20 protein-coding genes and 2 pseudogenes are annotated in these 22,420 nt (G+C 55.2%); 10 read left to right on the top strand and 12 right to left on the bottom strand.

Annotated elements, in window-relative coordinates:
* Nucleotides 1–7 precede the first annotated feature (7 nt).
* Nucleotides 8–1,318, top strand: a complete 1,311-nt coding sequence (locus tag CFBP5499_RS25680) for an HlyD family type I secretion periplasmic adaptor subunit (protein WP_080830616.1) — start codon at nt 8–10, stop codon at nt 1,316–1,318.
* 122 nt (nt 1,319–1,440) lie between these two features.
* A complete protein-coding gene (locus CFBP5499_RS25675) occupies nt 1,441–2,259 on the top strand; it encodes a nickel-binding protein (RefSeq protein ID WP_080830418.1) in 819 nt (272 codons plus the stop codon).
* 159 nt (nt 2,260–2,418) lie between these two features.
* On the opposite strand, the gene CFBP5499_RS25670 is transcribed toward CFBP5499_RS25675, so the two are convergent.
* A protein-coding gene (locus CFBP5499_RS25670; protein ID WP_137066461.1) for an IS3 family transposase occupies nt 2,419–3,632 on the bottom strand; the annotation gives its coding sequence in 2 pieces (ribosomal slippage) (nt 2,419–3,296 and nt 3,296–3,632; 1,215 coding nt in all).
* Between the two features lie 379 nt (nt 3,633–4,011).
* Here CFBP5499_RS25670 and CFBP5499_RS25660 point away from each other — a divergent pair.
* Complete coding sequence (locus CFBP5499_RS25660) at nt 4,012–4,575, top strand: J domain-containing protein (protein ID WP_080830417.1); 564 nt, start codon at nt 4,012–4,014, stop codon at nt 4,573–4,575.
* Between the two features lie 150 nt (nt 4,576–4,725).
* Here the strand turns inward: CFBP5499_RS25660 and CFBP5499_RS30610 are convergent.
* Nucleotides 4,726–4,983 (bottom strand): annotated as a pseudogene (locus CFBP5499_RS30610) (hypothetical protein).
* 340 nt (nt 4,984–5,323) lie between these two features.
* Between CFBP5499_RS30610 and CFBP5499_RS25650 the strand changes: the two are divergent.
* The 3 genes from CFBP5499_RS25650 to CFBP5499_RS25640 all read left to right on the top strand — a co-directional run bounded on the left by CFBP5499_RS25650 (nt 5,324) and on the right by CFBP5499_RS25640 (nt 8,120).
* Nucleotides 5,324–6,223, top strand: coding sequence for an Abi family protein (locus tag CFBP5499_RS25650; RefSeq protein ID WP_080830416.1), 900 nt, complete (start codon nt 5,324–5,326; stop codon nt 6,221–6,223).
* 173 nt (nt 6,224–6,396) lie between these two features.
* Nucleotides 6,397–7,050, top strand: a complete 654-nt coding sequence (locus CFBP5499_RS25645) for a hypothetical protein (protein WP_130932595.1) — start codon at nt 6,397–6,399, stop codon at nt 7,048–7,050.
* 362 nt (nt 7,051–7,412) lie between these two features.
* Nucleotides 7,413–8,120 (top strand): hypothetical protein, encoded by a 708-nt coding sequence (locus CFBP5499_RS25640; RefSeq protein ID WP_080830413.1) that lies wholly within the window; start codon nt 7,413–7,415, stop codon nt 8,118–8,120.
* Between the two features lie 226 nt (nt 8,121–8,346).
* On the opposite strand, the gene CFBP5499_RS30185 is transcribed toward CFBP5499_RS25640, so the two are convergent.
* On the bottom strand, nt 8,347–8,499 hold the full coding sequence (locus tag CFBP5499_RS30185; protein ID WP_158523304.1) for a hypothetical protein: 153 nt from the start codon (nt 8,497–8,499) through the stop codon (nt 8,347–8,349).
* Between the two features lie 299 nt (nt 8,500–8,798).
* Here CFBP5499_RS30185 and CFBP5499_RS25635 point away from each other — a divergent pair, with 299 nt between their 5' ends.
* Both CFBP5499_RS25635 and CFBP5499_RS25630 read left to right on the top strand, forming a co-directional pair.
* Entirely contained in the window at nt 8,799–11,099 is a 2,301-nt protein-coding gene (locus tag CFBP5499_RS25635) for an AAA family ATPase (protein WP_080830412.1), read from the top strand.
* Nucleotides 11,086–12,981 carry a UvrD-helicase domain-containing protein gene (locus CFBP5499_RS25630; protein WP_080830411.1) on the top strand — a complete coding sequence of 632 codons (1,896 nt, stop codon included), beginning with the start codon at nt 11,086–11,088 and terminating at the stop codon, nt 12,979–12,981. Before CFBP5499_RS25635 ends, CFBP5499_RS25630 begins: the two co-directional genes overlap by 14 nt.
* Before the next feature lie 276 nt (nt 12,982–13,257).
* Here the strand turns inward: CFBP5499_RS25630 and CFBP5499_RS25625 are convergent, their stop codons facing one another.
* The 3 genes from CFBP5499_RS25625 to CFBP5499_RS25615 form a co-directional block, all read right to left on the bottom strand.
* The gene (locus CFBP5499_RS25625; RefSeq protein WP_080830410.1) at nt 13,258–13,962 is read right to left on the bottom strand and encodes an adenylate/guanylate cyclase domain-containing protein; all 705 of its coding nucleotides are present in this window, start codon (nt 13,960–13,962) and stop codon (nt 13,258–13,260) included.
* Between the two features lie 5 nt (nt 13,963–13,967).
* Nucleotides 13,968–14,882 carry a TIR domain-containing protein gene (locus tag CFBP5499_RS25620; protein ID WP_080830409.1) on the bottom strand — a complete coding sequence of 305 codons (915 nt, stop codon included), beginning with the start codon at nt 14,880–14,882 and terminating at the stop codon, nt 13,968–13,970.
* A gap of 780 nt (nt 14,883–15,662) precedes the next feature.
* A complete protein-coding gene (locus CFBP5499_RS25615) occupies nt 15,663–16,610 on the bottom strand; it encodes an HNH endonuclease (RefSeq protein WP_080830408.1) in 948 nt (315 codons plus the stop codon).
* Nucleotides 16,611–16,936: 326 nt separating this feature from the next.
* Here CFBP5499_RS25615 and CFBP5499_RS25610 point away from each other — a divergent pair, with 326 nt between their 5' ends.
* Complete coding sequence (locus tag CFBP5499_RS25610; protein ID WP_175416914.1) at nt 16,937–18,079, top strand: site-specific integrase; 1,143 nt, start codon at nt 16,937–16,939, stop codon at nt 18,077–18,079.
* Nucleotides 18,080–18,094: 15 nt separating this feature from the next.
* Here CFBP5499_RS25610 and CFBP5499_RS25605 read toward each other — a convergent pair whose 3' ends face one another.
* Together CFBP5499_RS25605 and CFBP5499_RS25600 are read right to left on the bottom strand one after the other, a co-directional pair.
* Nucleotides 18,095–18,508, bottom strand: coding sequence for a type II toxin-antitoxin system VapC family toxin (locus tag CFBP5499_RS25605; RefSeq protein WP_080830407.1), 414 nt, complete (start codon nt 18,506–18,508; stop codon nt 18,095–18,097).
* The gene (locus CFBP5499_RS25600) at nt 18,505–18,753 is read right to left on the bottom strand and encodes a type II toxin-antitoxin system VapB family antitoxin (protein WP_080830406.1); all 249 of its coding nucleotides are present in this window, start codon (nt 18,751–18,753) and stop codon (nt 18,505–18,507) included. Before CFBP5499_RS25600 ends, CFBP5499_RS25605 begins: the two co-directional genes overlap by 4 nt.
* A 346-nt stretch (nt 18,754–19,099) precedes the next feature.
* On the opposite strand from CFBP5499_RS25600, the pseudogene CFBP5499_RS30605 reads away from it, so the two are divergent.
* A pseudogene (locus CFBP5499_RS30605) lies at nt 19,100–19,319 on the top strand (recombinase family protein); the annotation flags it as partial.
* A gap of 32 nt (nt 19,320–19,351) precedes the next feature.
* Here the strand turns inward: CFBP5499_RS30605 and CFBP5499_RS25590 are convergent.
* Genes CFBP5499_RS25590 through arsC form a run of 4 tightly spaced genes read right to left on the bottom strand, consistent with a single transcriptional unit; the run spans nt 19,352 to nt 22,415 of the window.
* Nucleotides 19,352–20,095, bottom strand: a complete 744-nt coding sequence (locus CFBP5499_RS25590) for a sulfite exporter TauE/SafE family protein (protein WP_080830405.1) — start codon at nt 20,093–20,095, stop codon at nt 19,352–19,354.
* Between the two features lie 4 nt (nt 20,096–20,099).
* Nucleotides 20,100–21,296, bottom strand: coding sequence for an arsenite efflux MFS transporter ArsK (gene arsK / locus CFBP5499_RS25585; protein ID WP_080830404.1), 1,197 nt, complete (start codon nt 21,294–21,296; stop codon nt 20,100–20,102).
* Complete coding sequence (arsH, locus tag CFBP5499_RS25580; protein ID WP_175416913.1) at nt 21,293–22,018, bottom strand: arsenical resistance protein ArsH; 726 nt, start codon at nt 22,016–22,018, stop codon at nt 21,293–21,295. The genes arsK and arsH overlap by 4 nt, the downstream gene beginning before the upstream one ends.
* Nucleotides 21,993–22,415, bottom strand: a complete 423-nt coding sequence (gene arsC / locus CFBP5499_RS25575) for an arsenate reductase (glutaredoxin) (protein WP_080830614.1) — start codon at nt 22,413–22,415, stop codon at nt 21,993–21,995. The genes arsH and arsC overlap by 26 nt, the downstream gene beginning before the upstream one ends.
* Nucleotides 22,416–22,420: the final 5 nt, after the last annotated feature.

Genomic DNA, 22,420 nt, shown 5'->3' with positions numbered 1-22,420 from the left:
TGCTGAGATGATGTATGAAAACAAAAACACCAACAATCAGGTGCAATCTAATGCACAATCGTTCGGCATCGCGCCACGCGTCATCGTTTCAGGCATTCTGGCAGGATTCCTAGTGTTTGGTGTCGGTGGATGGGCAGTCCAGGCAAAACTTGCTGGTGCGGTTATCGCGCAAGGTCAGCTCGTGGTGCCAGATCAGGTCAAGACTATCCAGCACCGTGACGGCGGGATTGTCGCTGACATTCCTGTCGCCAATGGGGACACGGTAAAGGCTGGTGATGTGCTTCTGAGGTTTGACGAGACACAGACCCGAGTTGAACTGACGATCATCCGAAGCCAACTCGCCCAGCTTAGGGCGATGAAAATCCGCCTTGAGGCGGAGCGCGACGGTAAGGACACTATTGCATTCCCCAATGCTTCTATCGTAGCTGAGCTGGCGCATAATGAAACGAAGCTGTTTCAGGAAAACCGCCGGATGATCCTCAATCAGAAACAGCAGTTGGAGATGCAAATCTCCCAGCTCGAAGACCAGATTGACGGTTTGATTTCGCAGAGGAAAGCGAACGAAGCTGAAAAGAAGATCATCACTGAAGAGATCAGCGTGAGCGAGAGACTCGCCAAAGGCGGGTTGATCAAGTTATCGGAATTTCGCGACCTCCAAAAGCAAGTAGCACGTATCGACGGGACCAGCGGCGAAGTGGCAGCTCGCGTGGCGGAGGCTGAAGGAGAGATTAGCGAGTTGCGCATCAAGCTTCTCTCAATCGACCAGACGACGCGCTCTGAAACTCAGAAGGAGATTGTCTCGATCGAATCCAAGCTCGCCGAACTGGGAGAGCGAGAGATTGCTGCACATGACCGACTGTCGCGAATGGAGGTCCGTGCACCTGTTGATGGCTTTGTCTATGACCTGCAAATCCATACCATCAACGGCGTCATAGGAGCAGGAGCGACTATCATGTCGGTCGTTCCCAAAACTGACGACATGAAGGTCGAATTCCGGGTTCCGCCGGCAGATGTTGATCGTGTCACGCCAGGCCAGGCCGCTAGGATGCGACTGACAGCGTTTAATAGTGCAACCACTCCCGAGGTATATGGGATCGTCGAGTTCGTTGCAGCAGCAACCGTGGTCGACAAGACGACTGGTCAACCCTACTATCTCGCGACAGTTGACATGATTGACCAACAGGAAGTCATCAGAGACCTCAAACTCATGCCGGGCATGCCAATTGAGGTTTTCGTTCATACAGCTGAGCGCTCGGCGTGGTCGTATCTGACGAAGCCTTTCACCGACCAGGTTATGAAAGCGTTTCGCGAAGAATGATTTGGAATGGACGATATCTAGTCAAATGGGGACGAGATTAACCCGCAAGGGCGATGGACGGTCCTTCTAGCAAGTCGTAGACTGCGCTGCGGATTAGGCAACGATACTCTCGGAGAAAACGAATGCCTATCTTCATTGATCGGCACGATCTCACCGGCGTTTCCGCCGCAGATATTGCCGTAGCACACCTCAAGGACCTAAGTGTCCAGGAGCAGTATGGTGTTCGGTTTCTGACTTACTGGTTCGATGAAAGACGTGGGACGGCGTTCTGCCTCATCGATGCACCAGATGCCGAAACAGCCCAATGCGTGCATCGTGAAGCTCACGGCTTTATCGCAACGGAGGTTGTTGAAGTCGCTCTATCTGCTGTGGAAGCATTCCTCGGACGAATTCAAGACCCTCTAAAAATCGGCTGTATTCCCCCCGATAAGGACGCCGGTCACCGCGCAGTTTTATTTACTGACATCGTGGGATCAACTGAAATGACTGCGCGGCTTGGAGACCGCATGGCGGCTGAACTCGTAAGAGCCCATGATGCTCTCGTGAGAGCCTGTTTGGGCCGGCGAAACGGTAGAGAGGTTAAGCATACGGGCGATGGTATAATGGCGGTCTTTTCGGTAACGCCAGATGCTGTCGACTGCGCAGTTGATATTCAGCGCGCGTTCCATCGCTATAACACGGATAATGGGGAGCCGATCCATATCCGAATTGGCTTGGATTGCGGTGAGCCAATTGAAGACAGCAACGATTTCTTTGGCTCAACAGTCCAACTTGCGGCTCGGCTATGCGCAGCAGCTGAAAGTGACCAGATCCTGATCTCAGAGAACCTCTTCCTTGAATATGGAAGGACTGACGTAATCATTCGCGGTGATCGTTTTGAACTGAAGGGATTTGCCCAACCAGTACTTGCCTATCGTTGCGAGTGGCTGGCTTCAATGTGAATGACGTCTCAAGCGAGTTCAGTCCGTCTGTAAGGATAATCTTTCGGTGTGCCCCAGTCTGTGAGGGTAGTGGCTTTGCAATCAACAAGGAGGGTGAAAATGAAGAGCCCGAATGCTGCGCCATACACTGGAGTGCCCCCGTTTCGCCGGACATGTCGGCTAGATTGATTTAGCCCTGATGAACTGCCGAGGGGAAGCCATCTTGAGAGCGGAATGGGGATGGATTTCGTTGTAGTCCTCGATCCATCCGTCGATGAGACGGAGCGCCGTTTCGGCGTCCGGTAGTGCCGAGATGCGGACGTAATCTCGCTTCAGGGTTTTGACGAAAGCTTCTGACATTCCGTTCGACTGCGGACTGGCCACCGGCGTGAAGCAGGGCGTCAGGTTGAGCGCCTGGGCGAACAGCTTCGTATCCCTCGCGGTGTAAGCCGACCCATTGTCCGACAGATGTTCGATTGGATGTGGGGCTCTGGTTCCGTTGAAGCGTTTCTCGACCGCCTCCAGCATCATATCGCGCACGTCCGAGCCGGAGATGCCCGCATTGGCAACTGCCGTCCAGGCAATGATCTCGCGGTCGAAGGCGTCGATAATGAAGGCGAGACGAATGACCTCACCATTCCAGCAAGTGAACTCCAGACCGTCGGAGCACCAGCGCAGGTTTGAGCGCATGACCATGACCTTGCCGTCATGGATGCGGCCCTTGCGAACGGCCGTATGCTTCTCCAGCAACATGGCGTGGTTGCCCATGATGCGGTGAACCCGTTTGGCGTTGACGACAGGCTTATCGGCGGCTCGCCTTTCGCGATTGAGGAGCGCGGCGATCCGCCGATAGCCGTACGTCGGCCTTTGATCCACCAGCCTGCGAATGGCGGGCAGAAGCTCTGCATCCTCGACCTTGTGGTATGGCCCACGCGGCTTTGTTTTGCCTTTCAGCCGCTCGATGAGGTTGGAACGGGAGACGCCCAGCGTGTCTGCGACGGCCTTCATCGCGAACCGTCCTTCGGCAACAAGATCGGCCGCGATATCCGTTTTTTTGAGTCCGCTTTGGAAAGGGCTTCGCGGAGGATTTCGACCTCCATCGTCTTGCGACCGAGCATGCGCTCCAGCTCCCGGACGCGATCCTCCAGTTTCTTCACTTCCGAATTCCCGACAACCGGCTCGTCAGAATCCACGGCTGCAGCACCTCCCTCGCTCAAGAGCCTGCGCCACCGATAAAGCAAATTGGGCGCGACGCCATGACGGCGAGCGGTCGAAGATACCGTCTCGCCGGGTTCGAAACTCTGCTCAATGATTGTCAGCTTTTGCTCGGTTGTCCACCGCCTGCGGCGAACATCACCCGTCAGCAATTCAACGTGTCGATACTCGTTAGACATAAGCCTGTCCTCAAGCCTGTGCTTGAGCCTTTCTGCTTATGCCGACTGTCCGGTCGAAATGGGGGGCAGTTCATACACGATTGAAGAGCTCCAGGACGTCTATGCTCTAACGATACAGAAAGCAGCAGAGCTTATCGACCGCTTCCGCGGTGATCGTGTTTTGATTGACAAGATTATGAAACGTTTTCCAGTACGAAACGATGACGGTAAGCAGTAACCTGCTACCCCGTCTTGGTCACTGACGTCGGTCTACGGCACATTGTATGGTCGTCGAAGTTTCTTAGCAAGGACCGCAACCCCACAGCGGTGGTGGTGTTTGAAGATTCTGAGGCGTCTATCTGCGTGGATAAAGATTACAGCCTAAATCTCGCATTCCCCTATGCTTTTTGTTTCCCGCAGACAGAGGCAGGCGTGGCCGCGATGTCAGTGGGACGGGTGCGAGAAAAGCGGTACACACCGTGCGCCCGTGGGAGCAGGCGGTGAAGGGCTCTATCTCCTATTTTGCCTGGAACATGTGAAGGAGTACAACAAAGGATACAGCTACACGTCTGCACCTTCGAATGCCGACGTCGCCCGTTACCAAAAAGAGGCGACGACTGGATCTCGACGGACCTTTGGAACCCGCGTTCAGGAGGCAACGGAAATCCCGATCCCCTCGACAGAGCGTTCTGGCTCGGCAAAGACGCTTAATGCTCGCAAGGCAGGTACGGCGGGACAGACGAAGGCCGGCCAGCAGGAGAGAAAGCTAAAGGCACTCGAAGCCAAAGCGTTCGAAACACTTGGCCTTTTACCTCAAGCGACTGGCAGTGAGATAAGGAGCCGTTACAAGGAAAGGCTCAAGATGCACCATCCAGATGCCAATGACGGAGATCGAAATTCCGAGGATGAACTTCGTGCAGCGATTGGAGCCTACAGGATCCTAAAGTTGAATGGCTTTTGCTAGCGGGATTTTCAAAAACGTCCCGAAGACGAGAGGGTGGTACAGAGAGATGAAAACAACCGCGATTGCACCCTCCTACTCTTGAACGGATTCGAACGAAAGACACGCAATATCGGAATCTTAACTACCTGGAAATATTTGATAATTTCTCTGTCATGTGTTCCGGCGTGGGATTGGTAACATATCTTCGCCGCAGTGGTGTAGACGGTTATGAGCTAGCCGGGATGGCCAAGGTACTTTTAGGGGCTCGTCGTATCGATCGTGATGAGTATCGACCGCTTGGCCCCACAGACTTCATACGTTTGCTTTTCCAGACCAACCCACCTTCGCCAAAGCCCTACGGCAAGATGAGCATCAATTGGCTGGTTTGGCTCGGCGCCAGTTCGCCTGGCGGGTATCAGTTTTGAGCATCGGCACATCCTAGATGAAGCTAGCTCGCAATAAGCTCGTTACCTTGCCTGTTTTTGTCATCGGCACGGCTGTCCTGGAAGACCGCTTGAAGGCAAACGTCTCCGGCAGGAACGATCGCTACGCATCTAGAAATAAATCCTGATTCTAGATCAAGGGGTTGCCCGCAGAAGCCGGATATCGATTACATTTTTGTACCCTTCCGTTGTTGCTTTCTTAATGAGATTGAGCCATATCCTTCCTCAACAACACCCGCCACGCCTCGGACGGAACTTAGGTTTCGGAACTGCGCACCCCGGCGGGTTTTCCTTTTCTGGGACTTCGAATCCGCTTATGAAATGGCATGAAGTTCGAAAAACCGTCCGTCTCCATCGCTGACCAAATTACGCTGCTTGAGGCGAGGGGAATGGCTGTTCCCGATCGCGCCCACACAGCTCATTGCCTTCAGCATTTAAGTTACTACCGTCTGCGTGCCTACTGGCTTCCGTTCGAGGAGGCGGCGCCCCAAAATGGCGAGCATAGTTTCAAGAGTGGAACTACGTTCGACAATGTGCTGGACCTATACATTTTCGACAGACGTCTCAGATTGCTCGTGATGGATGCTATCGAAAGAATCGAAGTTTCCCTGCGAGGGAGTTGGGCGCATCATCTCGCGATGAAATATGGGCCACACGGATACCTAGAGCCAGCCCTCTACAATCGCGCCGATCGGTATGCTCAAGCATTCGCCAGGCTGATTGAAGATCTCAACAGATCGAAAGACACTTTCATCGTTCATTACAGAAGCAAATACGATGATCCGGAGCATCCTCCTATTTGGATGACGGCAGAAGTTGTTTCACTGGGTCAGCTCTCGATGTGGTACAGTAATTTGAAAAGCCGCCCCGACCGCCAAGCCATTGCGAAGACGTATGGACTTGACGAAACGGTGTTGGTTTCGCTCGCTCATCATCTTACTTATATACGCAATATCTGTGCACATCACGGGCGCCTTTGGAACAAACAGATCACTGTGAAGATGATCGTGCCGAAGTCGCCTGCCAGCCTGAAGTTGGCCATGAATCAAAATGTTCAAGGCCGTCTATATAATACGTTGGCGGTTCTCGGTTTTCTAATGGATGTCGTAGCGCCCGGAAACCAATGGCGTCCGCATCTTTTAGATTTGATGAATTCCTGCCCACTCGCGGATGAAAATGCCATGGGCTTCCCCCAAAACTGGAAAAATCTTTCCGCATGGAATTGATTTTGAAGAAGATGAGGGGAATCGAACCTACGACCATTTTTGGGAAAAGACACCAAGGTGCTGAATACGAACGAATTTGATCAAAAGCGCAACAAATCTGGTCGACGCTGAAGCAGCTCGATGCCCAAAAAAATATGCGGCATGCCTCGATTTCATTCCAAACAGGGATTGCTATGACTGACGAAGCCGGATCTATCTTCAATTCCTCGCCCCCGCCGCACGTGGACGACATCCTTTTTGGGCCAAACTCCGAAGATTGGCATTTAAATGCCTGCATCACGCATTGGGGTGAGGTTGACTACGCTTATAAGGCGGGTTTTCGAAGAGCCGCCCTTCAGTTAACAACGCAAATGTGCGAGCAACCGATCGACCAAGATTCCGTCGTATATCCGATTGTTTATCTATATCGTCATCACGTCGAGCTGGTGCTCAAAGACATTTTCCGCCTTGCCGCAGACCTCTGCGAAGTACCTCTATCGGGTAGTCAGAAAGATCATCTTGGCAGGCACGATCTCGGAAAATTGTGGTCCCTGATCCGTCCCTTGCTTGATCCCGCTTGCAGGATAGGAGGAGAGAGTTGCCTGCCCGTGGCCGACCTTGACGGGATTGATGCCTATATGCGCCAGGTCAACGACCACGATCCGAGGGGGGAAAGCTTCCGTTATGCGCGAAGCCGGGACTCAACGCGGACTCTAAGTCCCGAACTCGTGCATATCAACATCCGTTCGTTTGCGATCCACATGGAAAAATTGGCTGATTATTTGGGCGGTCTCGAGAACTGGCTCGGGATGCTCGTCGATAGCCGCAATGAGGCAATGCGCAGATGAGGTCAGAGACTCTTATGCTGGGTCCGTGGCTATGCCGGTAGTATTCTCATCGGAACCGCCCCCAAGCTGGCAGCGGTGTTTTTGAATTCTTCATAGCGAAAATCTGCTGCCCGAATACACACTTCCGTCGGGTTTTTTGATCCTCGCACAAATTTTCCAACCTCTTGATGAACTCCGGCGCCTGCGCAAGCGCATCGCGCACTACGAACCGGCCCTGAATCGCAACATAGCGCCCCGGTACGACTCGCTTTTAGACTTGATCGGCTATATCTCTCAGGCTACGGCCTGGTGGGTAGATGATCAAAGCTCGGTTATGGAGGTTTTAGCGTAGGAACCGCGAGGGATTATAGCTTGGGGGCACTATGAGGACGATAGCATTAGACCACGTCACATGGCGAAACTGTTGGGCAGATGTCGGCACCTATAGCCACAAAGCGACTTTAGAAAACTTCATAAAGGACGTGGTCGAGCCTGGTCTCGCCTCGCTCGACAGCAAAATCACAGAGTATGCGGAAAAAGGCGGAGCCTGGGAAGCCTTTGCAGTCCCCGACCTGAAGGCGGTCAGGCGAGAAACTACTGTCGCCTTTAGCCTCGCAATTCAGTCGATCTGGGAACGTCAGTTAAGAGGCTATCTTCAACGATGCGTCGCAGAGCTGTATCCAAAGCGTGCAGACTTGCACGATATGACCCAGTCCAACAAATGGGTGGTGGTAGAGGCGCTGTTTCTTAACCTAAGAGGCGTGGCGCTAACCTCCTTTCCATCTTACAGTGTCCTTTCCACATTGCATCTTCTCGGCAATGCCGCTCGCCACGGTGAAGGGCAATCGGTGACGAAGCTCAGGCGAGAACATCCGGAGTTTTGGCCAGAGATGCCCTTTGGGGACTACACACCGCTTGTTCACCTGGGGAAATTACTGGTAACTTTGGAGCACTTACGGCACTTCTCCGAGGCGATCGGCGCCTTCTGGGACGAAATTGAGATTATCCGGCTCCGGAGCCTAAACTCAAAAGATGATCGGATACACCGCGGGATTGAAGAGCTTATTCGCCAGCGCAAATTTGTGACCTGACGACCCTTCAGCACCCGTGTTCCGGTATCAGGAGAATTGCAGAAGGCCACTTACGCCGTTGATCGGCGTTCCGGAAATAACTAACGCCGGGCCGTGCAGCTGCTTCTCCCCGGCAATCTATACGTTAGTAGGCGTGATGTGACCGCCATCAATGACTATTCTCATGCTATGTCCGGCAGCCACCAGCGCGGATTACCGTGCGTGCCGGCAAATGTATCAAGGCTGTTCATCGCAGCACCGGTGAGGGCCGGCTCCACTGGTCGAGAAGATGCGGATGATCGACAATCTTCGCCAAGATGGCGTGAAGATCCAGAGCCTCACTGAGCACCTCGACAGCGAAAGCGCCACGGCCGCTTTGCGCTGCAGATCCACGCGCCATGGCGGAATACTACCTTGACCTCAATCGCGAGTGCACGATGGCGGGATTCGAAGCCTCCCTGCGCGGGGACGTAAGGGCGGCCGCCCACAAAAGTTCTGCGAACAGGATTTGGAAGCCGCGCGTGCCGTGCACGCGACTGTCACAATATCGGTCGCCGACATCACCAAGCGTCTCGGCGTCAACAGTCCGTGCTTCTACAGTTGCTTCCCGCAGACGCTGTCCCGCTTGGTGAAATGTGACTATTCCCGGTTGCAAGGTTTCATTGCCACCCCTAAGCTCTTCGAGCTACGGAGGAGCTAATGTTAATAGCGCATCTGGAATTGTCGAACTTTCGGAAACTTATTGCTGTACGCATGGATATTGCGGACCAGACCACCCTTTTCGTGGGTGCCAACAATAGTGGCAAGACGTCCGCCATGGTCGCGCTCCGGCGGTTCCTGCTGCATCACGGCAAGGGCTTCCAGCCTCATGATCTTACCTTAGCCCATTGGGACAAGATACGGAAAATCGGCCAGGCTTGGGTAAAAAACCACGCGGAGGAGCTCCCTCCGGACCTTACCGACACGGCCTGGACCGAGTGTATGCCTTTTCTCGATCTCTGGCTCGAGGTTGGGGACAACGAGCTCCATTACGTTCGAACTGTCTTGCCAACTCTTGGGTTCACTAAGGGCCTTCTGGGCCTGCGCTTGAGATTGGAACCAGAAAAGATCGAAACAATCCACCAGGAGTTCCTAACTGCTTTCACAGACGCTTGTAAGCTGAAAGCGAGTTTGAAAAAGGAAAGCGAGGTGCCCTCTCCAACGCCGTCTCTAACATTGTGGCCGGAAGATTTACTCGATTTTCTGAGCCGCGACTTCATGAAGTATCTCACCGTTCGCACTTACGTTCTGAATCCTTCGAAGCTAAAGGCGCCCATAAACGGGAGGGCCCAACCTCAAAAGCTACGCCCCGGCGCGGTAGCGATTGAGGGCAACCCGCTTAACGGCCTCATACGGGTCAATGAGATCAATGCTCAACGTGGTTTCGGCGAAACGGATGGCCCGGAAGAGGGCGCGGCCCCCGGCAACGCCGAAAGCCGGCGCCTATCCGAGCAACTGAGAGCCTATTATACCAAACATCTGGACCCGACGGATAAACCCGATATCAGCGACCTGGGGGCTTTGCAGGCGATCGAGGCCGCTCAGGAGGCCTTCAACGTACGTCTGCATGACAGTTTCTCCGACGCGTTTGTCGAGGTCGAGGGTCTGGGATATCCGGGGGTCACGGACCCAAAGATCAAGGTATCGACACGGCTTCGAGCGCTGGATGGCATTGATCACGAAGCTGCGGTATCGTTTGAAATTGATGTGGTGAGCGAAGCGGGTGAGATCACGCCTACCTTGCGTCTTCCCGAAAACAACAACGGTCTCGGCTACCAAAACCTGATCTCGATGATCTTCCGCCTTATGGCGTTTCGTGACGCCTGGATGCGGGTCCGAAAAGCCGGAAAAAACAACCTAGATGACCCGATCGAACCGCTGCAGCTTGTGCTGATAGAGGAGCCGGAGGCGCATCTTCATGCCCAAGTGCAGCAGGTTTTCGTCCGAAAAGCTTACAGTGTTCTCCGCAAACATAAAGATCTCGGAGACTCGAAGGCCCTTCGCACGCAGCTCATCGTAAGTAGCCATTCCAGCCACGTCGCGCACGAAACACCTTTTTCGTCCCTTCGCTATTTCCGTCGCCTGCCGGCCGGCATGGGGGCGACCGTGCCTACGTCCATTGTCGTCAACCTGTCGGAAACCTTTGGCCCGGCAAGCGGAACTGAGCGGTTCGTTACGCGCTATCTTAGATCCCAGCATGCTGACCTCTTTTTTGCGGACGCTGCGATATTGGTGGAGGGACCTGCCGAGCGCATTTTGCTGCCGAACTTTGTGCGGGAGCATTATCCCTATCTCCACCAGTGCTACCTCTCGATCTTGGAAATAGGTGGCAGCCACGCCCATACGCTCAGGCCACTCATCGAGCACTTGGGCTTGAGCACGCTCATTATTACCGATCTGGACACCGAGAAGGACGGCGAAGCGGTTCAGCCTGAGCGAAAAGCTGGACAGGTTACTAACAATGACACGCTGGAGAAATGGTGGCCCAAAAAAACCGACGCTGACGAGTTGTTCGACCTTCCCCAGACCCAAAAGGTCATGGATACGGCAGGCGATCCATTATTTTCGGTTCGCGTCGCCTACCAGAAGCCCTTAAACGTAGCTAAACCAGGCTCTTCCGACGAGGTCGAAGCCTTGCCCTACACGTTTGAGGATGCACTGGTGTTCTCAAACATCGAATTTTTCTCCAGGATGACTGGCAACGGCCTCGTGAAAAAATTCCATACTGCAATCAACACGCAGCCGGATATTAAATCGATTGGCGCAGCAATGTTCGTGGCCTTGAAGAAAGGAAAAAAGGCGGAGTTCGCGCTCGATGTGTTGGCCCATAAGGATTTTACAACCTTAAAGGTGCCGGCCTACATTGACGAAGGTTTGGATTGGCTCGAGGGGAAGCTGAAGAAGAAGCGAAGTGATATCATTGATGTAATCAAGACCGGTGGGTCAGATGACTCAGAATGAGGCAACCAACGACAACCTCGTTGACAAGCATGTCGATGATGAAATTTTTGAATGCTTGGACCTCGACGCACCTAAGAGCTTCTTCATGTATGCCGGTGCGGGTTCCGGAAAGACGCGCTCTCTCATTGAAGTACTTCGGCGCCTGCGCGAGAAGGCAGGCGAAAGGTTGGCTCTGGGCGGCCGGAATGTTGGTGTCATAACATTCACCAATGCAGCTTGTGATGAGATCAAGCAGCGCCTGGATTTCGATGTCCGTGTGGTTGTGTCCACGATCCATTCGTTCGCTTGGTCGCTAATTCAGGGCTATAACGACGATATCCGCGAATGGCTGAAAGAAAACCTCAAGGCTGAGATTGCCGAACTTCAAGATAAGCAGACCCGAGGCCGAGCCAGTAAAGCCTCCGCGGACCGGGAAAGGTCGATCCTGAGCAAGACGGCTCGTTTGGCCGCACTCGATGACCTGCTGACGTTCCAGTACAGCCCCACTGGTGACAATCGCGAGCGGGACGCCCTGAACCACAGCGAAGTGATTTCGATTACGGCGAGCTTCCTCACCGAAAAGCCGGGCCTGCGGTCAATTCTTGTGAATGCTTTCCCTATCCTGCTGATCGACGAGAGCCAGGACACAAACAAGGACCTGTTGGCTGCCCTTCTCACGGTTCAAAAGGAGCATGGCAGCAAATTCAGCCTTGGGCTCTTTGGCGACACGATGCAGCGCATTTATTCGGATGGCATGGTCGGTCTGGAGCGAGCTCTTCCTGCAAGCTGGGAGCGGCCAGCGAAGGTCATGAACCATCGCAGTCGTGAGCGGATCATTCGCCTTATCAACCGTATCCGCAAGGACGTGGATGGTCAGGAGCAGCGCGCACGGTCGAATAAGCCGGGGGGCCATGTCCGTCTTTTTATCGTGCCTTCCGGGAGGGATCAGACTTCGTCCGAGGGCCATGTCCGTACCGTCATGGTCAAGGAAACGGGTGACGATGGTTGGATCGCGGGAAGCGTTAAATCGCTGATTCTTGAACACCACATGGCGGCACGGCGCCTAGGCTTCTCGGCATTCTTCGAGCCCCTGCACAAGGTTGAGCGCCTGCGCACTGGGTTGCTTGACGGCAGCTATTCGGCGGCGCGGTTCTTTGCAAAGGACGTGCTGACCCTCGTAAAAGCCATTAGGAGCCAAGATGACTTCGAGATCGCGGCGGCCGTTCGCGAGCGCTCACCGCTGCTTGAGAAGAAAGCGCTTCAAGCTGAAGGCGTGGACCAGGCTGAAAGGATCCTGCAAGTTCAGCGCGGAGTCGACTCCCTCGCCGCTCTTTTTGCAGCTGGTGCGAGCCCAACGTTCTTGGATGTCCTTGGCGATATCGCGGTATCTCAGTTGTTTCCCATTCCGGCTCCCCTCACCCCGTTTGTCGGCGCCGGCGAGATTCAACTAAGTGATGATGACGGGCCGGAGGAACCCGGCACAGACGAGAAACTAACGGAGCTTGAGGCGTGGCGGCTCGTTCTAGGTACACCCTTTGCGCAAATTGAGAATTACGAGAGTTACGTCAGCCGAACCTCGAGCTTTGATACCCATCAAGGCGTGAAAGGCTTGGAATTCCCGCGAGTGCTGGTGATCGTAAGTGACGAAGAAGCGCGTGGATTTCTATTCAGCTATGAGAAGCTCTTTGGAGCCAAAGCGAAGAGCGCCACAGATATTCAACGCGAGGCCCAGGGCGACGAGACGACGATCGATCGAACCAGAAGACTGTTTTATGTGACGTGTAGCCGAGCCGAAGACAGCCTCGCCATTATTGCCTACAGCGATAATCCCAGCGCGGTGAAGTCCACTGCGGTGGAGAACGGTTGGTTCGAGGAACAGGAAGTAAATATCCTCTGGTCATGACTTCTGGCAAGGAGTCGCTTTCGAGCTATGTCTCGCTCTGAGCGGATGGAGGCATTTTCTCAGAACCAATTCGGATCTTCGCCGACTTGAGCACAGTGCACTTGGATACGGAAAAGCCCAAGATGTGATACGAGCTTGGATAAGGAAACGACTGGGCGGCAACTGGGAAGAAGAAAACGTCACTAGTGACGAAAACTCAACGTCGGGCGATGGAGTGCCCGGAGTTTACTGTCGTAAGCATCCAGCATTTTAGCCCTCGCCCACGAGCTAGTTCGCTCAGTCTATACTCCACCACCATGTCGATCCGTAAATGTCTGATCGATCGTGCTCAGTCCAGATATGCTTGGACCACATGTGCTGCGGTGGGTTGCCGCCGTATTTCACCTCATCGTGCATATATTCGTAAACGTCCTTTGTGATCCAGGTTTTTTCGGATTGCTTAATCTCGGTAAGCTTGGCCGCGTAGTTCGCAGCTCGCCCAACCCAGACGATATCATTATCTCCTCGGACGCCTGTTCGGGCAGCTCGGATTTGGCTTGTATCGACACCAACAACCTGTCCAACTTGGATTTTGCTATCTGGATACTGCTTTTTATAGGCTGGATGAATGACCTCCTGAACTGCCCAGTTGATTTTCATAGCGGCCTTTACCGCCGACGTGCACTGTGCCTCACCGATGAAAACGCCCATAACTCTGTCTCCATCATAAGAGGTAATGGTCCCACCCATGTTGCGGATAATCCTGCCGGAGCAGTACAGAAATGTCTTGTAAATTTCGGCGGACTTCTGCCAACCCGCAACGTCAACCATGTTTGTCGAACCAGTGAGGTCCGCGTACAGGACGGTCGCACGCTCGAATACGATCGCATCATTCGACAGTTTCAGGTCTTCAGGGGCTGGAACCACTCGCCCATCTCGGGTCGACCAGGATGAACTGAAAACTGAACTTACGTTATCTTTTAGCTCTTTCAGAAGTGCCATAGTGTTCAGCCGTTGTTAGGGCCAAGAGACAAAATATGATTGCGGAGCTTGTTGCAGGCCGGAGCGATGAGCGCGTCCATGTCTTTGCCATCGTTGAAGCCATAGGAAATCGTGGTGATACCGGCGAGGTCACTTGGTAGACGAACTTTTTCGTCACGAGGCTCCATAAGAATAGCCCGTGAGCGGCCCAGCCTTCCCATGAACAAGCCAAGCTCCAGAATGACGTTGTCGCGGGGTGTTGGCCACTCGGTTCCCCGAAACACCGTGACGTCGTCTGCGTGTGCAACCGCTATTGCAAAATCGGAGTCGTCAACCGCGGCCTCGAGTGCATCCATGGTATAACTTGCAATGCGGAAAACACCATCAGTCCAGACGGTACAGGTGAACGGGTCGTGTTCGAACGCACTCTGGATAGCCCGCGCGACAAGGAGACCTTCGACCGAGGAGATGATGAACACACGAATTTTGTCACGATGCGTTCGAACGAGTTTATTGCGCTCAGACAAACGACGGGAAAGATCACGAGCTATCGTGCGATAGATCGATGGGTAGCGTTCCGCGAGACAAGAAAACTGCTCTTCAGCAAGTTTTGCGACTACGGCGCTCGAGCTCGCGGTAGCCGTCGCTGATCTTGTTTGCGCTAGCTGAATTGCGGCCATTTCACCTATGGTGTCACCTGGCCCACGACTAGCAACCGGCTGCCCATTGACTACAATCATAAACGTTCCGGAAAGCACCAAGTAGATGTCGTTAGTTTCATCACCCTGTCGGATAAGATCGGCGCCAACTGCATACTCCTCTATTTCACAGAGATCAGCGATTTCCTCGATGAGCACAGGCTGTCCCAAGCAAATCTTCTGTGTGGCGATCGCTTCTATCCTCAATCTACGCCCACCTGCCCCCTCGAACCGCTCTTTCATGGCCTCTCCTCACATTCGGGGCAACCATAGGGCGATTCTTGATCAGGTCGAAAGAGGTGCACCTGGTAAATGCGCAAAAAGTGTAAATGCAAATTCGCACCTAGAGTTTGATCAAGGGCTCACCAGTTCCTCGGGCTCGGTAGGTTTCGTTCCATTGGTGTGGGATGAAATGGTAAGGCCGGAACCGTCAACTGTTTCCGTGCTCCTCGCGCAGAGGTAGGAGTAACGCACTCCAGTAAAGCGACTATATTCGATGGAGAAGCCAGCTGTATCTGCTACGTCCGAAGATGGGGTAAAATTGTTTATATGACGCTTGAGCGCACCGGTCAGCTCCTCAAAGCCACGCCAGAGCCGATACTTGTATAAACTTTGACACCGATGATCGAGAAGGAAACGTCTGCTACGCGTCTGTCATGGCGTAAGTCCAGGGAACATCTGCGGCGAAACGTAAGCAGAAGACTCCGTGCCCCAAGCCACCGTCTCCCGTCTTCTCCAAACGCCAAACTTGCAAAGCAATCTTCCTCGCCCGCTTGCGGCGTCACCTTGAGCGAATAGATCGCCGCGCCTAGAGCTTCCGCCCTAACAATGTGCGTGCCAGAGCTAACCGGTCACGCTCTTTTCGAGTTACTTAGAGATAGAGACCGGTTTCGACTTCTATTGATGTGCGCTCACGCTAAATCTGCGCTCGCTCGTCGGAGGCATTCGCTACAAGACGGCGTACGGGTCTTTTGAGCGGCGCGCTCATTTCTGTCTGCCACCTTGATCCTAGGAACCTCGCGATCATTTTGCTGCATGTCGAAGACGGAGATGCTCTATGCGGTGGCATCTGGGACACAGAAGTGAGAAGTCCGCTATAGTTGTTCGACGCACTCCCTCTGAAAGCGGATCTTTATGATGAACGTCAAAGAGACTTCGGACAGGTAGATTTTTTAGGTCAGGTTTGTCTGCGGGATCGAAAGCGCAGCCATCACACCTGATAGACTTCGCTTTTTGCCGAGACAGCCAAAACTTTTGGGCGAGCCAAGCAGCTCGCCGTTTGATCTTCACCCTACGGTCTTCAGTCTCCCCTTCGAGCGCGTGTCGCAGATCAATATCTATCGTCGCCGCGGTGGTAGTCGGGATGTTGGATCGCTCCGCAATCAGGATCTCGTCCTCAATAGCTATCCAAGCATTTTGGGCAGGCGTCTCGACAATTTCGAGATCTGAAATTTCCTGCCGCATTTTATCTGTGACAATCCGAAGTGTAGAGCTTTGCGTCCGATAGGTGGAATTAAAAACGTCGGATGAAAGAACCGAGTGCGCGGTCGGTTTACCGATGATCTCCCACGTACGTACAATCGGGAAGGCCACGGACCATCTCTTTCTCTTCCCTGGTTCGGCCCACACATTCTGCATGTGCTCAAACTCATCTTTGCCGAGGACGTCTATCAGTGGTCGAGAGGTAGGGCGCAGCTCATGCACAGCTACGAGTCGATCTGCGAGCTGCCGATGCGTGTCGCGGTCCCGGATCACCTGCGGATCATTCTCAAATCCGGGGCGAGGATCCTCCATTTTCTGAGCGACGCGTTCGAGAACCAAGCCACCAGCCATTTGCTTGCTAATGGTGTTTTCACATTTTGCATCTGCGTCCCTACCGGTTCCCGTGGGTGTAAAACCGATCCAAGTCCTCCCGGGCAACCAATCGGCCTTTGTGGCAGTTACGGGTAGCGGGAGATCGCGAATCTTCATTTTCTCACTCAACTCTAACCTCACGGCTATGTGCGTTTTACCGTACAGGTGTGCAACTCCACGAGAATTTTCCAGCGGCTCAGGCGAGATCTCAAGAGCCAAGACGGCATATTTTTGGTCGTAAAGTATTGAAATTAAAGTTAATATTTCTTAAACGAAAGCTAACCTACCGTTAGCATTCCTCACATGGTATGATCGATAGTTGGCGTTTAAGCCATTGATAAGTACCTCTTATCGATGATTGTTGATTTCGCGGCGCAAATCACTGAAAATCGCTGCTAATACCGGTCACCAAGGCCGCATGAATCCGGTTTTTTGGAGCACCCGTGGCAAAAACATCGCTAAACGCCGTCGAACGCCGCGCCGAAGAGCTCGACACTATCGCCGCCGTCCTGCCACTTGAGCGTCGCGACGAGCTCGCTGAGCTGTTGACGGATGAGGACGTCGAAACGCTGCGCCATCTCGTCAACCAGGGAATGGGCGACAATACCCTAAGAGCGCTGACCTCCGACCTCGCCTATCTTGAAGCCTGGGGCCTGGCCGCGACCGGACAGTCGCTACCATGGCCAGCACCCGAGGCACTATTGCTCAAATTCGTCGCCCACCATTTGTGGGATCCGGAAAAGCGGGCAGGCGACCCCAACCACGGCATGCCCGTAGATGTTGACGAGAATCTCAGGCACCAGGGTTTTTTAAAATCCATCGGTCCGCACGCGCCTGATACGGTGCGGCGCAGGCTGGCCAGTTGGTCGACGCTCACCAAATGGCGCGGTCTTAACGGCGCTTTCGCCTCCCCTGCCCTCAAACAGGCGATCCGGTTGGCGGTTCGTGCCGTTCCACGAACGCGCCGTCGTAAAAGCGCCAAGGCAGTCACAGGCGATATCCTTCAAAAGTTGCTGGCGACTTGCGCGGATAGCAGCCTGCGCGACGTTCGCGATCGGGCGATACTGATGGTCGCCTTTGCCTCAGGTGGTCGCCGACGCAGCGAGATTGCCTCATTGCGCGTCGAGCAACTGACTGTCGAGGCTCCGATCGAAGTGCCCGACAGCCCTCCCCTCCCCTCGCTCGCCATCCATCTCGGCCGGACGAAAACAACCACCGGCGAACAAGATGAGATCGTCTACCTAACGGGCCAGCCGGTGGAGGCACTCAATGCCTGGATGGCAGTCGCAGGCATTGAAAAGGGCAGCGTGTTTCGGGGGATTGGCAGGTGGAATACCGTTTCGAAGCGGGCGCTCGACCCGCAATCGATCAATGCCATTCTCAAGCAGCGAGCCAAAATGGCCGGGTTGGAGCCAGGGGAGTTTTCGGCGCACGGGTTGCGGTCAGGGTATTTGACCGAGGCGGCAAACCGCGGCATCCCGCTCCCGGAGGCGATGGAGCAATCCCGCCATCGATCCGTTCAGCAGGCATCCAGCTATTATAACAGTGCTACACGCAGAAGCGGGCGAGCGGCCCGATTGTTGTAGGATCGGATCTCACTGTCAGAATTGCCAGGGCGAGATCAATTGGAGCCCTGTTGTCTCGAAATCTTTGAGGTTTCGGGTCGCCAACCGGCCACCATTGATCCGCGCTATCGCCGCGATCATGCCGTCAGGAACCGACATCCCCCTCCCCTGCCGCGCAGCGTCTCCCATGATATCGCCATAGGCCAATGCTGCTTCTTCCGTGAAGGCAAACATCTTGTCGGAGAACCGGCGACGCCAGCTCACAAGTCCCTCTTCCAGGCGATCTGCGCGCTGATCAGGCCTGATCTTTTGAATACCAAAAGCGATCTCAGCAACTGCAACCGTCGGTAATGCCAATTCGGCGTCGTGACGAACCAGCCATGCTATGACCGCAGAATCGGGAGCTTTCTTCAAAGTCTCCGACATCACATTCGTGTCGAGAAAAATCAAAGCTCGATGCCTTTGTGAGCGCGTCTGTTTTCATCAATGATACTGTCGAAATCGATATCCGTACCTGACTGCGATGAAAGACGACTATAGAATTTCGCAGCGGGTTCACGTCCTGCCTCACGAGCCTCATAGGTTTCGAGCGCGCGCTCGACGATATCGGCAATCGTGCGATTTTCTCGGCGGGCGAGCTTATGGGCAAGGTCGCGAGCTTTGGAACTGCGGACAGATAGTTGCGGTGTTACCATTGAGTGCTCCTTTCTCTCCACAGTAACTTAAATTGAAATAGCCATCAAGATGGCGTCTGCCATCTTGATGGCTATCTAGTATTTGTGATTTGGCGCCCCGTGGTTTGGTGATCGTGCATGTTCGTTCCGCGTGGAGGCCAACACATCCCCTCCCCGAACACCATACTTTAAGCAATTTCCGCCGTAGACGGCCATCAGAGCGCATTTCAAGCCGGTCGTAGCTAGATGTAATTCGACGCCGTGTTTCGCGTCTGACAGGGCCGCATTAAGGTCATAAAACATACTTGCAACTGGTCCTTTATCAGCGCATTCCTTATCTGAACAAACCCGCTGAATCGAACCGAAAATCAATGGCCGAACGGCAAAAAGCAATTCTCCTCCCCCACCTCGCCGGCTGATAGGTCACGCCCGTGTCGCGACCGACGATCAGGTTCACGATGCGCAGGTCGACGAGCTACAGGCCGCAGGCTGTGGCCTCATCTGTCAGGATCATGGGCCCATGTGCATCCGGAACGCGACCCGTGCTCGCGAGACTGCTGAAGGAGTTGACCGCGGCATCAACACTCAACAGAGAACAGCGTTACGGCTACTCGTTCAGTTATACGACAATGCTTCCGATCAGCCGCATTGCCCCAGCGATCAGAAGGAAGGCCAAAATTTTGCGCAGCGTTTCGGGTTTGAAATAGAACGCTCCCAACCACGAGCCGACATAGCCTCCGGCCCCCACACACAACAGCCACAGTGGAAGCTCCGCAGGCAGGTCGGGCATGGTAACCCATGCGCCAGCCAACGCCGCCCCGGAATTGAGGAGGTTGAATACCGCCGAAATCGCCGCAACCTGACGCGCCCCTGCCCAGCCCAGTGCCAGCACCAAGGGGGCCAGGAAGATGCCACCCCCTACTCCAGTGACCCCTGACATGATGCCCAGCACCCCACCCGCCACGAGCGACGGCATAAAGGGCGGGCCTTTGGGGTGGGCTTCGCCATCACGGCCGGATACCGGGCGCAGCATCTGGACTCCTGCAATGAGCAACAGGATTCCGACCACCGGATGATACACCCCCGCAGGCAGGTGCAGCGCGCCGCCGATCAAAGAGAACGGCAGGCCAAGGATTGCGAACGGGTAACACGTGCGCCAGGTGACCAGATCCGCCCGGTAGAAGCGAATACAGCCGATGGCCGACACGAGAATATTGAGAGCGAGGGCTGAAGGCTTGATAACGGCAGGCATGAACCCGGCCAGCCCCATCAGCGCCACATAGCCCGTGCCCCCCGCCTGACCGACGGAGGAATAGAGCAGAGCGACTATCGCTAGGGAGAGGGCAAAGAGGATATGCAGCACGCGATCAGCCTACCATACCTCGGCGGCGAAAGCTCCCAAGGAGGACGAACAAGGCCAGGGCCAGCAGGCCGAGGCCGACGATCGCCGCGAGGGACAGCGAGAACCCCAGCCATTCCATTGCCAGAGCCATGACGAAGGGGGCTGAAGCCGAGACGATCAGTCGGGCGGCCATCATCTTCCCCTGCAGCTTGCCGTAACCTTCACTGCCGAACAGCGCTAGCGGCAGGGTTCCGCTCACAATGCTCAGCAGGCCGTTGCCCATGCCGAACACCACGGCGAAAACCATGGCCCCGGGTATGGAGGGCGCGGTCAGTTCCAGTACCAGAGCGCCGGCAGGGATCAGTGCCGCTGAAATCATAGCGAGACGGAGCGCGTCCAGGCGTTTGCCGAACAGCATATTGATCAGCCGGCTCGCGACCTGCGACGGTCCGAACAGCGCGCCGACGATGGCTGCGGTGGCGCCGAGGCCGAGGCCGGCGAGCAACGGCACCATGTGGACCAGCACTGATGCGCTGGCGAGGTACTGCACCGCAAAGGCCGTGGTCATGAGGGCAAACCCAGTGCGGCGGTGCGACGGCGCCAGTGATCCTGCCATGGGAGCGGCCTGTTGTGCGACAGCTTGCCGGCGGCTGTGTGCCAGGCCGCGCGACAGCCAGGCGTGGATCGGCAGGCACACCAGCAGATTGAGGCCAGCGAATATGAGGTAGACGTTCTGCCAGGACAGCTGCGCGTGCAGCGCCGTCGTGATCGGCCAGAACATCGTCGAGGCAAAGCCAGCGACCAGGGTGAGATACGTGATGCTACGTTGCGCCACCACCGGCCGCAGCTGGACCAGGAGTGCGAACGCTGCCCCGTACTGTACCAGGTTGGCGGCGACCTCGATCGCGATCAGTGCCGCGACATAAGTACCCCTTCCCGGCGCGTAGGCGCAAGCAACTAAGGCTACGGCCGCGACGGCGGAGCCAATGGTCATCACCCGCCCTGCCCCAATGCGGTCGATCAGCGTGCCAAGCCAAGGGGCGGTCAATCCGCCGATGAGCAGGGCGGCCGAGAGGGCGCCAAAGATCCATTCCTGAGACCAGGACAGGCTTTCAGCCATGTCCGGCGCCAGGATGCTGAAGCTGTAATAGAGGGTGCCGTAGCCGATGTTCTGGGTGACACCAAGGGCGAGGATCGCGCCGATCGGCAAGCGCTGGGTCATATGGACTTGAGGCTTACGCGCTGCTCGAGCTTTTCGGCCTCTTCCTTTCGCTCGCTGTAGCGATCGGTGAGGTAGGCGGAGGCGTCACGGGTCAGGAGCGTGAACTTGACCAGTTCCTCGCAGACGTCCACTACCCGGTCGTAATAGGAAGACGGCTTCATGCGTCCGTCTGCGTCGAATTCCTGAAACGCTTTCGCGACCGACGACTGATTGGGGATCGTGATCATCCGCATCCAGCGGCCGAGAACGCGTAGCTGGTTGATCGCGTTGAACGATTGGGAGCCTCCGGAAACCTGCATGACCGCCAACGTCTTGCCCTGGGTCGGTCGCACCGAACCGACCGCAAGCGGAATCCAGTCGATCTGCGCTTTCATGATGCCGGTCATCGCGCCGTGGCGTTCCGGCGAAACCCAGACCTGGCCTTCCGACCAGGCGGACAAGTCGCGCAGCTCCTGCACTTTGGGGTGGCTCGCCGGTTCCGCATCGGGAAGCGGCAGGCCTGCCGGATCGAAGATCCGCACTTCGCAGCCGAAGTGCTCCAGCAGCCGCGCCGCTTCTTGCGCCAGAAGCCGGCTATAAGACACAGCCCGCAGAGAGCCGTAGAGGATCAGAATACGCGGTTTGTGCGATGAGAACGGAGGACGCAAAGCGTCCAGGTCTGGCTGACGAAGATGCGATAGGGATGCGGCAGGCAGATCAGACAACGCGCTTGCCCTCCGCATCGAGGACCTGTTCGCCATCTTCCTTGGTAAAGGCGCCTTTGTGGGTATCCGGCAGAATGTCCAGCACTACTTCGGATGGCCGCGCCAGGCGCGTGCCGAGCGGCGTCATGACCAGGGGCCGGTTGATCAGGATCGGGTCCTTAAGCATGGCGTCGAGCAACTGGTCATCGGTCAGCTCCGGGTTGTCGAGGCCCAGCTCCGCATAGGGCGTGCCCTTCTCGCGGATAGCCTGGCGCACGGTGAGGCCGGCGTCAGCGATCATCTTGACAAGCTGATCGCGGCTTGGCGGGGTTTTCAGGTATTCTATCACCGTCGGTTCAATGCCGGCGTTGCGAATTATTTCCAGCGTGTTGCGCGACGTACCGCAGGCGGGGTTATGGTAGATCGTGACATCCATCGTTT

The sequence above is a fragment of the Agrobacterium tumefaciens genome, from assembly GCF_005221325.1.
Taxonomy (GTDB): domain Bacteria; phylum Pseudomonadota; class Alphaproteobacteria; order Rhizobiales; family Rhizobiaceae; genus Agrobacterium.
Note: the sequence above shows the minus strand (reverse complement) of the source record. Positions and strands in the feature narration are given on the sequence as shown.

Bases quoted from the DNA above. Each gene is read 5' to 3' on its own strand.
- CFBP5499_RS25680 (WP_080830616.1), top strand. From the start codon at position 8: ATGATGTATGAAAACAAAAACACCAACAATCAGGTGCAATCTAATGCA.
- CFBP5499_RS25675 (WP_080830418.1), top strand. From the start codon at position 1,441: ATGCCTATCTTCATTGATCGGCACGATCTCACCGGCGTTTCCGCCGCA.
- CFBP5499_RS25660 (WP_080830417.1), top strand. From the start codon at position 4,012: ATGCTTTTTGTTTCCCGCAGACAGAGGCAGGCGTGGCCGCGATGTCAG.
- CFBP5499_RS25650 (WP_080830416.1), top strand. From the start codon at position 5,324: ATGAAGTTCGAAAAACCGTCCGTCTCCATCGCTGACCAAATTACGCTG.
- CFBP5499_RS25645 (WP_130932595.1), top strand. From the start codon at position 6,397: ATGACTGACGAAGCCGGATCTATCTTCAATTCCTCGCCCCCGCCGCAC.
- CFBP5499_RS25640 (WP_080830413.1), top strand. From the start codon at position 7,413: ATGAGGACGATAGCATTAGACCACGTCACATGGCGAAACTGTTGGGCA.
- CFBP5499_RS30185 (WP_158523304.1), bottom strand. From the start codon at position 8,499: ATGGCGCGTGGATCTGCAGCGCAAAGCGGCCGTGGCGCTTTCGCTGTC.
- CFBP5499_RS25635 (WP_080830412.1), top strand. From the start codon at position 8,799: ATGTTAATAGCGCATCTGGAATTGTCGAACTTTCGGAAACTTATTGCT.
- CFBP5499_RS25630 (WP_080830411.1), top strand. From the start codon at position 11,086: ATGACTCAGAATGAGGCAACCAACGACAACCTCGTTGACAAGCATGTC.
- CFBP5499_RS25625 (WP_080830410.1), bottom strand. From the start codon at position 13,962: ATGGCACTTCTGAAAGAGCTAAAAGATAACGTAAGTTCAGTTTTCAGT.
- CFBP5499_RS25620 (WP_080830409.1), bottom strand. From the start codon at position 14,882: ATGAAAGAGCGGTTCGAGGGGGCAGGTGGGCGTAGATTGAGGATAGAA.
- CFBP5499_RS25615 (WP_080830408.1), bottom strand. From the start codon at position 16,610: ATGAAGATTCGCGATCTCCCGCTACCCGTAACTGCCACAAAGGCCGAT.
- CFBP5499_RS25600 (WP_080830406.1), bottom strand. From the start codon at position 18,753: ATGGTAACACCGCAACTATCTGTCCGCAGTTCCAAAGCTCGCGACCTT.
- arsK (WP_080830404.1), bottom strand. From the start codon at position 21,296: ATGACCCAGCGCTTGCCGATCGGCGCGATCCTCGCCCTTGGTGTCACC.
- arsH (WP_175416913.1), bottom strand. From the start codon at position 22,018: ATGCGGAGGGCAAGCGCGTTGTCTGATCTGCCTGCCGCATCCCTATCG.
- arsC (WP_080830614.1), bottom strand. From the start codon at position 22,415: ATGGATGTCACGATCTACCATAACCCCGCCTGCGGTACGTCGCGCAAC.